General features: G+C 56.2%; 13 protein-coding genes. 10 read left to right on the top strand and 3 right to left on the bottom strand.

Annotated elements, in window-relative coordinates; all coding sequences use genetic code 11:
- Positions 1-21: 21 nt before the first annotated feature.
- Complete coding sequence (locus tag SFX18_04885; GenBank protein ID MDX1962465.1) at positions 22-1,299, bottom strand: class I SAM-dependent rRNA methyltransferase; 1,278 nt, start codon at positions 1,297-1,299, stop codon at positions 22-24.
- Positions 1,300-1,316: 17 nt separating this feature from the next.
- On the bottom strand, positions 1,317-1,682 hold the full coding sequence (gene queF / locus SFX18_04880) for a preQ(1) synthase (GenBank protein ID MDX1962464.1): 366 nt from the start codon (positions 1,680-1,682) through the stop codon (positions 1,317-1,319).
- Positions 1,683-1,766: 84 nt separating this feature from the next.
- Here queF and SFX18_04875 point away from each other — a divergent pair, with 84 nt between their 5' ends.
- The 5 genes from SFX18_04875 to gnd all read left to right on the top strand — a co-directional run bounded on the left by SFX18_04875 (position 1,767) and on the right by gnd (position 7,321).
- Positions 1,767-2,468 (top strand): 7-carboxy-7-deazaguanine synthase QueE, encoded by a 702-nt coding sequence (locus tag SFX18_04875; GenBank protein ID MDX1962463.1) that lies wholly within the window; start codon positions 1,767-1,769, stop codon positions 2,466-2,468.
- A gap of 340 nt (positions 2,469-2,808) precedes the next feature.
- Complete coding sequence (locus SFX18_04870) at positions 2,809-4,098, top strand: diphosphate--fructose-6-phosphate 1-phosphotransferase (GenBank protein MDX1962462.1); 1,290 nt, start codon at positions 2,809-2,811, stop codon at positions 4,096-4,098.
- Between the two features lie 76 nt (positions 4,099-4,174).
- Positions 4,175-5,044, top strand: coding sequence for an HAD hydrolase-like protein (locus tag SFX18_04865; GenBank protein MDX1962461.1), 870 nt, complete (start codon positions 4,175-4,177; stop codon positions 5,042-5,044).
- A gap of 81 nt (positions 5,045-5,125) precedes the next feature.
- Positions 5,126-5,719 carry a transposase gene (locus SFX18_04860; protein ID MDX1962460.1) on the top strand — a complete coding sequence of 198 codons (594 nt, stop codon included), beginning with the start codon at positions 5,126-5,128 and terminating at the stop codon, positions 5,717-5,719.
- 162 nt (positions 5,720-5,881) lie between these two features.
- Complete coding sequence (gnd, locus tag SFX18_04855; protein MDX1962459.1) at positions 5,882-7,321, top strand: decarboxylating NADP(+)-dependent phosphogluconate dehydrogenase; 1,440 nt, start codon at positions 5,882-5,884, stop codon at positions 7,319-7,321.
- 210 nt (positions 7,322-7,531) lie between these two features.
- Here gnd and SFX18_04850 read toward each other — a convergent pair whose 3' ends face one another.
- A complete protein-coding gene (locus SFX18_04850) occupies positions 7,532-7,843 on the bottom strand; it encodes a hypothetical protein (protein MDX1962458.1) in 312 nt (103 codons plus the stop codon).
- A gap of 280 nt (positions 7,844-8,123) precedes the next feature.
- On the opposite strand from SFX18_04850, the gene SFX18_04845 reads away from it, so the two are divergent.
- The 5 genes from SFX18_04845 to moaA all read left to right on the top strand — a co-directional run bounded on the left by SFX18_04845 (position 8,124) and on the right by moaA (position 13,028).
- Complete coding sequence (locus tag SFX18_04845; GenBank protein MDX1962457.1) at positions 8,124-8,390, top strand: hypothetical protein; 267 nt, start codon at positions 8,124-8,126, stop codon at positions 8,388-8,390.
- A gap of 488 nt (positions 8,391-8,878) precedes the next feature.
- Positions 8,879-9,514, top strand: a complete 636-nt coding sequence (locus SFX18_04840) for a response regulator transcription factor (GenBank protein MDX1962456.1) — start codon at positions 8,879-8,881, stop codon at positions 9,512-9,514.
- 350 nt (positions 9,515-9,864) lie between these two features.
- On the top strand, positions 9,865-10,149 hold the full coding sequence (locus SFX18_04835; protein ID MDX1962455.1) for a BON domain-containing protein: 285 nt from the start codon (positions 9,865-9,867) through the stop codon (positions 10,147-10,149).
- A 378-nt stretch (positions 10,150-10,527) separates the two neighbouring features.
- A complete protein-coding gene (locus tag SFX18_04830; protein ID MDX1962454.1) occupies positions 10,528-11,769 on the top strand; it encodes a matrixin family metalloprotease in 1,242 nt (413 codons plus the stop codon).
- Positions 11,770-12,038: 269 nt separating this feature from the next.
- Positions 12,039-13,028, top strand: a complete 990-nt coding sequence (moaA, locus tag SFX18_04825) for a GTP 3',8-cyclase MoaA (GenBank protein MDX1962453.1) — start codon at positions 12,039-12,041, stop codon at positions 13,026-13,028.
- Positions 13,029-13,206: the final 178 nt, after the last annotated feature.

Here is a 13,206-nt window from a genome sequence, read left to right as displayed (position 1 = left end):
TGCAAACGATACTTTCCCGCATCATCCCACGCGGCAGATCACACACTTTAAATATTCCGTTTCCAGGCAGGTGGCGCTGACCGGATGATCCGCCGCCGCCCCCCGTTGTTCCAGGATTTGCAAATCCCGCCCACTCCGCTGCGCCACTCCCCCCAGCATGTGTAAAAAGTCTTCCCGCAGAACATGGCCAGAGCAGCAGCACGTCACCAGGATTCCCTGGGGCTCCAGTAGTTCCACCGCTAGCCGGTTCAGCCGGTGATAGGCCATTAACGCCTCGTCCACGGCGGATCGTTTATTGGCGAACTTGGGCGGGTCCAAAACCACCAATCCAAAGCGTTCTGGTCCGGTCGCCAACCCGGCCAGGTGGTCAAATGCGTCGGCCTGCTGGCTGTGCCAGTCGGAGGTATGGTTGAGCCGGGCATTTTCGCCAGCCAAGTGCAGCGCGGCGGCGCTGCTGTCCACGGCCAGCACGGATTGCGCGTCTCCATGCACCAGGCAATTCAACCCAAACCCGCCGCTATAACAAAACATATCCAACACCCGCCGCCCAGAGGCATACTTGGCCGCGGCGCGGCGATTATCGCGCTGGTCGATATAAAAGCCGGTCTTTTGTCCCGTGCGCAAATCAACCGCGTATTTGATGTGATGTTCGGTGATGGTCAGGGGGGCCGCGGGTAACTCTCCCCAGTGGGTTTCCGGCGGCAAATGCACTCCTTCCAATGGTCCAATGCCCCGCTCTTGCTTGATCACAATCCCATGGGGACGCAATTCCCGTTGTAAAATAGGAATAATTTGCGGTAAGCGCCGCGCCATGGCCAGGGCATTGACCTGGATCGCCAAATAATCACCCAACCGATCCACGATCAGTCCGCTCAGGCCGTCGGATTCGCTAAAGATCATCCGCGCGGCGGAACTAGGCTCCAGCAGACCCAACTGGCGGCGCAACTCTATCGCGGCGACAATCTTTCCCGCCAACCACGCTTCGTCCAGTGCTTCCGTTGGATTCCAAGAATACAGCCGCACCCGGATCCGGCTTTGGCTGTTGTAATAGCCGGTCGCGATAAACTTGCCCTTTTCGTTGAGCAATTGTACGGCATCTCCGTCGCCAGGCAGGCCGGTGATGCTTTCCACCGCTGAATCCAACACCCAGGGGTGCCGCCCATAAAAGGGGCGCGATTTGCGGGGTTTGAGCCGGACCGTGGGAAGCCCTCCCGCCATCGCTGCCGTGGCGGAAGTTGGCGCTGCCGAATACGGCGATTCGTGGTCAAAATTTGCGTCGCGTGGATTTTGCTGACTCATGGCAACTGATCCCAGGGTTAAGCCGGAGTAGCGGCAACGTGCGTGCAGGTGATCGTGCTGGAAATTCCCCCCCGGGGCGTGAATTGGGCGATCAGGGTCAGTTGGCGGGGCCGCAGGCAGTCGACCAGGTCGTCAAAAATAGAGTTGGTGACATTTTCATAAAAAATCCCCTCGTTGCGAAAGGCCTGCAAATACATTTTCAGGCTTTTTAACTCGACACACAGGGCCGCGGGAATATAGCGAATGGTCAGTGTGCCAAAGTCCGGCTGGCCGGTCAGGGGGCAAACGCTGGTGAACTCGGGCGCGACAATTTGAATCTCGTATTCCCGCTGGGGAAATTGATTGGCAAATGTTTCGAGTTTTTGGCGAAAAGCGGTCACAATCTTGACTCCTATCGTTAAATCTGGATTTTTATCATCATAATCTATGTGGGGGCCGGGTTGATAGCGGGTGGGGATGGACCAGACATGCGCATTGCCGAGATTTATGTTTCGAAACAAGGCGAAGGGGCGCTTACCGGCACGCCCAGCGTGTTTGTCCGCGCCAGTGGCTGCAATTTGCGCTGCTGGTTTTGTGATACGCCATTCACCAGTTGGCAACCGACGGGGGACGACCACAGCGTGCCGGAGATCACCGAACGGGTCCTGGCCCACGGCGAACGGCATGTGGTGCTAACCGGGGGAGAGCCGCTGTTATTTGCGGAGCTGGTCCCGTTGACCGTTGCGCTGCGGGTCGCCGGCAGGCATCTTACGATCGAAACGGCGGGGACGCTGTATCAGCCGGTGGCGTGCGACCTGATGTCCATCAGCCCCAAGTTGGCAAATTCCACCCCCAGCGCGGACCTGGCTGGCCGTTGGCACGCGCGGCATGAACAAGAGCGCTGGGTGCCAACGGTCGTGGCGCGGTTTTTGCGTGAATATGCGTGCCAGCTGAAATACGTGGTGGACCAGCCGGAGGACCTGGCGGAGATCGACGCGCAACTGGCGGAACTGGCCGCGTTAGTACCCGAAGGGGTGCGCGGGGACCAGCTGTGGCTGATGCCCCAGGGGACCAACCCCGTGGAACTAGCCGAGCGCGCCGCCTGGTTGCAACCGCTTTGTGCCCAGCGAGGGTGGAACTATTGTCCCCGGATGCATATCGAATGGTACGGCCACACCCGGGGGACGTAGGAGGAATGCGGGACGCGGGACGCGGGTCGCGGGGGACGGGTGGCGGGGGACGAGCCTGGGCGAGGACACCTTGGAGGAGACGAGAGGGGAGAGAGGGATAAGACGGAGTGGTTCCGCCATTTGTGCTCCATAAGGTGCGGCGGAACATGTTCCGCCCTACGGAATTGCACGCTGGCCGCTAAAATCCCCCAACTCCCCCCCAATTGTCCCGCACGCCCACGATTTGTAAGATAGGGGCTTTTCCAGGGTGCATGACCAGGGGCCGGGCAGAGGCCCTTACCCCGGAAAATTTCGCAACGGTACTTACCCACTTTCACTATTTCAGCAGAATTTTCTTTCCATGCCACGCCCACGCAATATGATTGTCGCCCAGAGCGGCGGCCCCAGTCCGGTAATTAACAATTCCTTGCGGGGGATTATCGAAACCGCCCGCCAGATGTCGGAAATTGGGACAGTGTACGGCGGTTATCATGGTATCGAGGGGGTGCTCAAGGAGGAACTGCTCGATCTGTCGTGCCAATGCCACGAAGAGATCGCGCTGTTGCGATATACGCCCGCCGCGGGTTCCATCGGCACGTGCCGGTACAAGCTCAAGCCCAACCAGACCGAGGATTTTGACCGGGTAATCGAGGTCTGCCAGGCGCACGACATCGGGTATTTCCTGTACATCGGTGGCAATGACAGTATGGACACCGCGCACAAAATCGCCCAACTGGCCCAGCAGCGCGGGCTGGATATGATCGCGGTGGGCGTTCCGAAGACGATTGATAATGACGTGGGTGATAGCGAATTCCAGCTTGTCGATCATACGCCCGGTTATGGCAGCACGGCGAAGTACTGGCTGCACATGGTGCAATACGCCAATGAAGAAAACAACGGCAGCAGCCCCGCCGATCCAGTGTTGGTCATGCAGGCGATGGGGCGCAAGATCGGCTTTATCCCGGCGGCGGCGCGACTGGCCGATCCGGGGCGGGAACTGCCATTACAGATTTATCTGGCCGAAAGCCCCTGCAGTCTGGAGCAACTGGCCGAGAATGTGAATTCGCAGCTAAAAAAAGATGGCCGCTGCATCGTGGTAATCAGCGAAGGGTTCAACGTCGGCAGCCTGGGAGAGATGAAAGATTCATTTGGGCATACGTCCTTTAGCGCCAGCCAGACGACAGTGGCGCAAATTGTGGTGAACTACCTGAACAAGGTGGGCCTGGCGGCCAAAGGGGCGGCGCGGGGGAATGTCAGCGGGACCGATCAGCGGCATTCGATGGCTTACGCCAGCACAGTGGATTTGGAAGAAGCCTATAAGAGCGGCCAAATGGCGTGCCTCTTGGCGGCGGCTGGCACGGGGGGGTACATGGCGACGATCCTGCGCCAGCCGGGCCACATTTATAGCGCAAAATACGACAAAGTGCCGCTGGAAAAGGTGGCGGCGGCGGACCGGTCGTTCCCCAGCCAGTGGATCGCGGCGAATGGCTACGATGTGACGGACGATTTTGTCCAATATGCCACGCCCCTCGTGGGCGAGGACATGCTGACGCTACCGATGATCAGCGGTCGGCAACGGCTGACGCGACTGAAGCCGGAGTTTGCCAGCATGAAGCTAGGTAAATACATTCCCCAGGCAGATCGGAAGTAGTTCAATTACAAATTAAGAATTAATAATATAAAAATTGATTCTTAATTATTCATTCCTAATTCTTAATTGATATCCCATGTACGACATCACTCCCAAGCACACATTCCTGGTTGGCATCGACTCCGATGGTTGCGCGTTTGACACGATGGAGTTGAAGCATAAGGAATGCTTCATCCCCAACATTATCAACCATTACAATTTGCAGGCGGTGAGCAAGTACGCCCGCGAGGCGGCGGAGTTTGTGAACCTCTACTCCAAAAGCCGCGGCATCAACCGCTTTCCCGCGCTTGTCGAAGCGCTCGAATGGCTGCAAAAACGCCCGGAGGTATTGGCCCGCGGCGCCAAGATCGACATTCCGCAATCGCTGCGTGACTGGATCAAGACCGAGACCAAGCTGGGCAACCCCGCGCTCAAGGCCAAAGTCGCCGAAACACACGATCCCGCCCTGACGGCCTGCTTGGCCTGGTCGGAGGCGGTGAACAAGGCCGTCGATGACATGGTCCGGCATGTCCCGCCGTTCCCCTACGTGCGGGAATCACTAGCCAAGCTGGCCGAAAACGCGGATTTGCTAGTTTGTTCCGCCACGCCCACGCCGGCGTTAAAGAAGGAGTGGTCGGAGCACGGGATTGACAAGTATGTGGTGGAAATTTGCGGTCAAGAGGCGGGGAGCAAAAAGGAGATCTTGGCGAACGCGGCCAAGTACCCGGCCCAACATACGTTGATGATCGGGGACGCGCCGGGGGACTACAGCGCGGCGAAGGCGAACAATTGTCTGTTTTATCCGATCAATCCGGGAGCGGAGGAAGCGAGTTGGGAGCGGTTTTATCAGGAAGGGATCGACCGGTTCTTTGCGGGAACATTCGCGGGTGATTATCAAACGGGACTATTGGCGGAGTTTGATAAGTATCTGCCGGAAAAGCCGAGCTGGAAGGGAGTGGGGATGTAGGAGGCGACTCTGTCGCCGAACAGCATCGCATTGCAGGTGTCTCCGAATGCCCTTCCAGAATTACCTAATACCCTAGATAGCATGAACAAGCTGATGAATCTTGATTTGATTAATATTGAATTAGCCAAATCTGCATTTGTAGGAGGCGACTCCGTCGCCGAATCCTGCGTTAATATCGCCGAACCCGTTTGGCATCAAAAGAATCTTCGCAAGGGCCGGATTTCGGAAAAATATGCAACCTATTCAATTACCAAGTGTGTTGAAAATCGCAGACGAGTGCTTAACCAAGAACCATTGCCACAGATAATTCTCGATAGTATAAACTTTCTTCGTGGTAAGAATGAATTGCGATTGCTCGCCTTTTGCATTATGCCGGATCATTTGCATCTGCTATTTTGCTTGACAACGCATGAGCCGCTGTCGGAGTTACTTCAGCGGATGTTTCGTTATACCACCCTAACCATAAACAAATGTCTCAAGCGGTCTGGCTCATTCTGGCAAGATGGTTTTTTTGACCATCGTTGCCGAGATGCGGAAGATATCTTCGAGCGGGCGGAATATATTGAACGCAATCCTGTTCGTGCTGAATTGGTCAAACAAGCGTCCGATTGGCGATATTCATCGGCACATTTCAGCCGCAAGGAAATGTTGGATCGAAGTTGGTTTTTTGGGTGATTTAGCGTTATGATTCGGGGACAGTTTTCGTTTCGGCTACATTTGGAATTGACTGTGTTTTGATTTGGCGACGGTTTTGGTTCGGCAACGGAGTCGCCTCCTACAATTTGCAAATGACCGCGTTTTCCCGGCGACAGAGTCGCCTCCTACAAGGTACCCCCCATGCCCCTCGCTGATTTTGGTCTCATTGGTCTGGCAGTCATGGGCGAGAATCTCGCCCTCAATATCGAAAGCCGCGGCTACACGATCGCCGTGTTCAACCGCACCACCTCGGTCGTGGATGAACTAATCGCCGGCCGCGCCGCCGGAAAAAAGTTCATCGGCTGCCACTCACTGGAGGAACTGGTAAAAAATGTCGCCCGCCCGCGCAAGATCATGATGATGGTCAAGGCTGGCAAACCCGTGGACGACCTCATCGACCAGCTTATTCCCCTCTTGGAGCCGGGGGATGTGATCATCGATGGCGGCAATGAGCACTACACCAATACTGAACGCCGCACCCAATATATCGAGGGTAAGGGGCTGCTGTTTATCGGCACCGGCGTATCCGGCGGCGAGGAAGGCGCGCTCAAAGGCCCCAGCCTGATGCCCGGCGGTTCCCCCGCAGCCTGGCCCCTGGTCAAACCCATCTTTCAGGCCATCGCCGCCAAGGTCGGGCCAAACAACGACATCCCCTGCTGCGAATGGGTCGGTCCCCGCGGAGCGGGCCAATATGTCAAAATGGTCCACAACGGCATCGAATACGGCGATATGCAGCTCATCTGCGAGGCGTATTTCCTGCTCAAGCACGCGCTGGGCCTATCGAACGCCGAGTTGTACGACGTCTTTGCCGAGTGGAACAAAGGGGAGCTCGATAGCTACCTCATCGAAATCACACGGGATATCCTCAGTGTCAAGGACCCCGAAACCGGCGAATACATGGTCGATCTGATCCTGGACACCGCCGGGGCCAAGGGGACCGGCAAATGGATGAGCCAACTGGCTCTCGACCTGGGCGTGCCTAGTACGCTCGTGACCGAGGCCGTCTACGCCCGCTGCCTGTCGGCATTAAAGGCCGCGCGGGTGAACGCCAGCAAAGTGCTTTCTGGCCCGATCGGCCAAAAGTACGCTGGCGACCGGCGGGAATTTATTGAGCAAGTCCGCCAGGCGCTCTATGCCAGCAAAATTTGCAGCTACGCCCAGGGATATGTGCAGTTGCAGGCGGCGGCCAAGGAACACGATTGGCCGCTGAATTATGGTAATATCGCGCTGTTGTGGCGCGGAGGGTGCATCATTCGGGCGCGCTTTTTAGAGCGGATCAAGGAAGCCTTTGACGCGCAGCCCAATCTCGAGAATTTGTTACTGGCGCCGTATTTTCAGCAAGCGACCGCCGCCGCTCAGGACGCTTGGCGCAATGTGATCATCACCGCCACGCGCTTGGGCGTACCGATGCCGGCATTTTTTACGGCGTTGGCCTATTATGACGGCATCCGCCAAGCGCGGTTGCCGGCGAATTTGCTGCAGGCCCAGCGAGACTACTTTGGTGCGCACACCTACAATCGTGTGGACAAGGAAGGGGTGTTTCACACCGAATGGATCAAATTGCGTAAACCGCCCGCATAATGTCCAAGTCGCCGATATAAAGGCAAAGCCCCCGATGTAACTCCAAAGCCGCCGATGGTATCGGCGGTCAGTAGGCCAGTCCCATTGCGGCCAACCAGTCTTTCAATCTAAAAACAGTAAAGCGGTTGCCAGGAAAGTTTCCCGGCAACCGCTTTTTTTATCGATCAAGCAAGGCGTGATAACCGCCTGACACCTAGTACCGCCAGTCACCTAGTAGGGAAACGGGCTAGGGCAAGGTTGCGGAAATGGCCGGGGATAGGGCTGGGGATAGGGCATGGGATAAGGCCGGGGGTACGGATACGGACGGGGATGATGTCCACCCCACCCGCCACCGTAACCTCCACCCCACCCGCCACCGTGCCCACCGCCATACCCTCCACCATAACCCCCGCCCCACCCGCCACCTTGGTGAGACCCCCCGCCGTAACCACCCCACCCGCCCGCTTCGGCGGTAGAGGCAAACGACAAAGCCGATACAGTCAAGACCACGCACACTGTCAAAATCTGAGCGAAACGTTTCATGGCAGAACTCCAAAGCCAAGAAGTTTTTATGGTTTGAGTCGGTCACTTTGACCGTCTCTTCAGATAGGCAGAGCGTGACTGGCAATCGTTTGTTACACGGACGCGGGATAATGACGAATATTTTTTTCGTGGTGGCGGGGGAGGTAAATATTCCATCGTGCCCGCTTGCTAGCAACCGCATAGCCAGCCGCAAACTGGACTTTTCCAGCGGGAATCAACTTACTAAGATTTGGCCCGTTTGTGTCCGTTCTGCTACTCTAGCAATACGATTGGTGCCATCATGAATACTCCCCTCGGCTTTTTTGCTTGGTTGCGCGAAGGTGTCCGCCGCGCGGTACTGCTTGGTTTTTCGGACGCAATTGCCGAAGTCGGCAATCGCCACGAAAACGAGGACCTTTCCCCCCAATTGGCAAGCCATTTGCAACAATCCTTAACATTGGACATCGGTGAGCGGCAAGCGGTTCTTGCCGGAGCAACCGCCCCGGGGGCCCGCAAGCGACTGGGCAAGGGATTGGAACAAATGCAGGCACCGACCAAGACATCGTAAATCAACCAAGACTCCGTCAATCATACCCTTGGTCGCTTTCGCTGGCCTGAAATCTTATTCATTGCCTGGATTTTGCCATTTTGACACCGCAAAAGCGCATTATGGACTCAGAGAGGCGTAATTAGCCCCAATCCAGGGGGCTTTTTAGCGGGTGTGGAATTTAGCAACCAGGGGAGATAGACACCGTTTATGCACTGTCTTCGGCTTGCCGCAAATGTCTAGCATGTGCATTTGGTATGTTGTTAATGAAGATCATAAAATAAAATTTAACATGCTGAAATCATCAAATTTACGACAAGTAACCCCCCATAATAGTGCCTTTTTCAACCCACATTTGTAGTATATCCACAATTCCCCCAACCTGTCACATTGTAAGTAGCGTGCGAGTATTTCGTGCAAAAAACGTTGAAATGAGCGTTAATTGACTGGGGGCAAAAAGTCAATAATTTCCAATAGCATTCATCCCAAGCCGGGATGCCAATTTATATATGCCTGCCCGAATTATGGTCGTAGATGACCACGAAGTCGTCCGCCTTGGATTGCAGTCTCTGTTAACCAACACCGAGATTCAAATTATCGCCGAAGCCGCCAGCGGATCATCAGCCCTAGCGCAATTAGCGACGATAACGCCGGATTTGGTGCTCATGGATATTCTCATGCCCGATGGGGATGGACTATCCACGCTGACGCGTCTCAAATTGGACTACCCCAATTTGCCTGTGCTTATGTACTCGGGGTTTGATAATCCCACCTATATAGCACGAGCGATTGCGCTGGGGGCCAGCGGTTTTATCCACAAAACCGAGGACAAAACCCGCCTTATCGCGGCTATTTTGGCTGCTGCGGCTGGTGATAGCCTGTGGAGCGCGGAGGATTACCGCCGAGTGGGGACCGGGCTCGCACCCCTGCAGATTCAATCCGTGGCGGATATTCCCCTTACCTCACGCGAGATCGAAGTCCTCAAACAAATCGCTTTTGGCCTGACAAATAAAGAAATCGGCCGGGCCCTCAACATCAGCTACGAAACGGTCAAAGAGCACGTGCAGAATCTCTTGCGTAAAATTGGCGTTGCCGACCGCACCCAGGCCGCCGTGTGGGCGATACGCAAGGGTCTGGTGGAATAGCGGTCAAAATGGGCAATTTAGGCGCGATCGTCCGTGCTGGGAAAGAAAATAACCTTGGTATTTATTTAACATAGGGCAATTTGGCGTTTCCCTGCCACCAATTAATGCAGGAATGCGAATTTAAATTGCAGGGGAGGTTGGGTATGGCTTGCCAGGATTGCGTTCCCGTTCCTAGCTGAGGAAAAAGTAATTTTTTATAACTGCTTATCATTTAACAAGATCGGAATATTTTTCTAAAAATTGGGGGCGGCTCCCATGCCTCTGGTATATCAGTTGCAACTCTTGGTTTGCAACTAAAATGGTCAGACTGTCAGGAAAATTCATGGTGAATGGGAAAGGGATTGAATGCCATGAATGCTCCTGATATGCCGGTGACGGATCGAGAATTAGCCGAACGGATTGTGGCTTTTTTGTTTAGTCGCCATGTCCCGGGTTTGCGGACGTTACAAGTCCAGGTTCATAACGGCGTGGTAACGCTTAGCGGAAAAGTCCTGACCTTTTATGAAAAACAACTGTGCAACCAATGTTTTCGCCGGGTGGCTGGTGTGCGTCAACTGATTAACCAGGTTGATGTTACCACGGATGAACAGCCTCCTTCCTCCCCCACCGAATTTGTGTCTGTTTTTATCCGTTAGTTCCCTAGATAGGAGACCGATGCTTGCAGAGACTTGCCCAGGGTTGCCATTTCTCATGCTCCTCCCTCACTCCCCCGACAACCCTGGGCTGCACTTAATGCGATGAGCCACCGGTACTTTTACCAGGCCGAATCGCCAAAAATAGAAGGATTTTTAGACCCAAGGTCACTCATCATCTGAACGCTCCTCCCTCACTCCCCCGAGGGTGACCCTGGGCCTAATTTTAACAAACCCCGTCCCGCCCCGTGCGAGACGGGGTTTGTTAGTTTAAAATAGATGCAGAAGGGGAGCAAAGAATGGTAAGCGTGATTCGCGCTTCCCTTTTTCAAGATCCTCCGTCCGCTAGCACCTTGTTGTCCTATTTACCCCGTGCCACCCATGACCGCATCGTATCGCCATTTTTACGCTGGTCGTGGTGAGCACATTCCCGTGCCGTGGCAAGCACGAGGGCTGCTAGAGGTAATGTTGCTTTTCGCGGGTTGTATCTGGCTTTTTGCGGAGAAACCTCTTTCCGCACAGCTAACAGACAACCCGCGGCAACCTACCGCCGCGCGGCAAGACATCTCCGCGCCAGAGCCAGCGGCGGTTCCCCCGGCGCCGGGCGTGATTGTGATTACCAATCGGACAGCCGAACCTATTCGCTGCGAACTACGCTCCCCTCTTCCCAGCGTGGTAAGCGTTTCGCTAGAACCGGGAAAGCTGTGCGTGGTCCCCTGGAGGGAGGGAGCCACCCTGCATGGCTTACGCCCGGTGACCACCCCTTTTGCGGTGGAACTCTACGGCATTTATGCCTGGGTGGGAACGGCCGATGGCCAAACCCAGTTGCAGCAGGTGCAATTGCCCGCGGCACCGCAGTGGCGGGTCCCGCGCGTGGCCGCGCCGCTCTTGGCGCGGGATGACACCCCCGCCGCCAAGCCCCGGCCCACGTCCGCGATCCGGGTGTTCATGTATGTGGATGACGATGAGCGCGCCGCGCAGCCCGTCTGGGAAAAAAAACTGCGTCAACGGCTGGCCGCGGCTTCCTTGATTTTAGAATATCATTGCGGTCTCAAGCTGGAATTAGTCGGGATGGGACGCTGGAATTCCAGCAATGCCGTGCTGGATTTTGAGCGGACGCTGGCGGAATTTGAAAGCAAGGTGCCCGCCACGCCCGCCGCCGATGTGCTGATCGGTTTTACCAGCCAGTATGAGATTACGACGGGACGCATTCACTTGGGGGGGACGCGCGGGGCATTGGCCAGCCATATTTTGCTGCGGGAATATTCCAAAAAAATGTCCGAGGTCGAAAAGCTGGAACTGCTGGTCCACGAACTGGGGCATTTTTTGGGGGCGGCCCATAGTGTGGAAGCATCGGCCGTCATGCGGCCGATTCTGGCGGATCGGCAGGCGCGTGCCAAGCGGTTTCAGGTTTTATTTGATCCGCTCAATACCTTAGCGATGAATTTGGTGGCGGCGGAATTTCGCGCGGGGGGGGTCCGGCACTGGTCGCAACTCTCGCACGCCGCGCGGGAGCGGCTGGTGCCAATTTACGCGGAAATCGACCGGATCAACCCGGAAGATCCCGCCGCGCGGGAATACCTGCGGTCGATCGCCATGCCGGTGAATTCCACGCGAAAATAATTCGTAGCGGAACTTGCAAAAAAGTTCCCGGGGGAAAATGATCGTCCCGTAGCGGAACTTGCAAAAGTTCCGTCGAGAGTAAAGAGAGCACAGAAAACGGAATTCTGGCGAATTCCGCTAGGCGTCAATTCCCCCCGGGCCCTAAGGGGACACTGTGCTTGCGCGAAAATTCAACAATGGCACGGCTGGGATAGGTCGAGCATTTGGCCCGCAAATAATTAAACCCCTTTGGCCCGCAAACATTCATCCTCTTTTTTTACCCGCCGGTCATGCCGCTTGTAGATCGTTACCAACGGATCCACACCAACCTGCGCATCAGCGTGACGGATCGCTGCAACATCCGCTGCTTTTATTGCATGCCGGATGAGGCGATTCGCTTTTTGCCCCAGCGACAAATTTTGACTTTTGAGGAAATCACCCGCCTGGCGACGGTTTTTGCGCGGCTGGGCATTGATCAAATCCGCCTCACCGGGGGAGAACCGCTGGTGCGGGTGGAACTCCCCAGCCTGGTGCGGCTGTTGGTGAATATTCCCGGCGTGAGGGATCTGGCGTTGACGACCAATGGCATCTTACTGGCCGAACATGCGGCGGAATTACACTCGGCGGGCTTGCATCGGCTGAATATCAGCCTGGACGCGCTCGATCCGGCGGTCTTTGAACAAATTGCCCGCCGCCGCGGCCTGGATCAGGTGCTGGCGGGAATCGAGGCCGCGATCTCGGCTGGTTTTAAGAAAATCCGCCTCAACGCCGTGTCAATTCGGGGTTTAACCGAAAGCGAAGTCGTGCCCCTGGCCCGGTATGCCCGCGCGCGGGGATTGGAATTGCGATTTATCGAATACATGCCCCTGGATGCCGAGGGAAACTGGGATCGCGGGCAGGTGCTGTGCGGCGCGGATGTGCGGGCCATGATCGAATGCGCCGTCGCGCCCCTCTGGCCGGCGGAGCGCTCCGATCCCAGCCAGCCCGCGGTCGATTACGTCTACGCGGATGGCGGGGGCAGGGTCGGCTTTATCAATCCGGTGACCCAGGCCTTTTGCCAGGATTGCAATCGCCTGCGGGTGACGGCCGAGGGGCAACTGCGCAATTGCCTGTTTTCCACGACGGAATGGGACGCCAAGGCGCTCCTACGCGGCGGCGCCAGCGATGACGAACTGGCCGAACTTATCCAAGAATGCGTCCTGCATAAAAAGCCGGGACATGGCATTGATACGCCCGATTTTGTCCAGCCAGCGCGGGCGATGTACCAGATTGGGGGGTAGGGGGGAGTGGATAGTGGGAAGTGGATGGTGAGTAGTGGGGAGTGAGTAGTGATTAGTGGGTCAGCCTTGTATCTTTCCCCTGCTCCCCGGCACGCCACTTACCGCCGATACCATCGGCGGCTTTGCTCCCTGTTCCCCGCGACCCGCGCAGTCCCGTCCGGCGGACGGGACCTACTCC

This window comes from Pirellulales bacterium (assembly GCA_033762255.1).
Lineage (GTDB): Bacteria > Planctomycetota > Planctomycetia > Pirellulales > JALHPA01 > JANRLT01.
The sequence above is the reverse complement of the archived record's forward strand: the minus strand, read 5'-3'. Positions and strand labels throughout refer to the sequence as shown.

Coding starts and splice junctions, on each gene's coding strand:
- SFX18_04840 (MDX1962456.1), top strand. CDS start 8,879: ATGCCTGCCCGAATTATGGTCGTAGATGACCACGAAGTCGTCCGCCTT.
- moaA (MDX1962453.1), top strand. CDS start 12,039: ATGCCGCTTGTAGATCGTTACCAACGGATCCACACCAACCTGCGCATC.
- SFX18_04875 (MDX1962463.1), top strand. CDS start 1,767: ATGCGCATTGCCGAGATTTATGTTTCGAAACAAGGCGAAGGGGCGCTT.
- SFX18_04865 (MDX1962461.1), top strand. CDS start 4,175: ATGTACGACATCACTCCCAAGCACACATTCCTGGTTGGCATCGACTCC.
- SFX18_04830 (MDX1962454.1), top strand. CDS start 10,528: ATGACCGCATCGTATCGCCATTTTTACGCTGGTCGTGGTGAGCACATT.
- SFX18_04845 (MDX1962457.1), top strand. CDS start 8,124: ATGAATACTCCCCTCGGCTTTTTTGCTTGGTTGCGCGAAGGTGTCCGC.
- SFX18_04835 (MDX1962455.1), top strand. CDS start 9,865: ATGAATGCTCCTGATATGCCGGTGACGGATCGAGAATTAGCCGAACGG.
- SFX18_04870 (MDX1962462.1), top strand. CDS start 2,809: ATGCCACGCCCACGCAATATGATTGTCGCCCAGAGCGGCGGCCCCAGT.
- SFX18_04850 (MDX1962458.1), bottom strand. CDS start 7,843: ATGAAACGTTTCGCTCAGATTTTGACAGTGTGCGTGGTCTTGACTGTA.
- SFX18_04885 (MDX1962465.1), bottom strand. CDS start 1,299: ATGAGTCAGCAAAATCCACGCGACGCAAATTTTGACCACGAATCGCCG.
- SFX18_04860 (MDX1962460.1), top strand. CDS start 5,126: ATGAACAAGCTGATGAATCTTGATTTGATTAATATTGAATTAGCCAAA.
- gnd (MDX1962459.1), top strand. CDS start 5,882: ATGCCCCTCGCTGATTTTGGTCTCATTGGTCTGGCAGTCATGGGCGAG.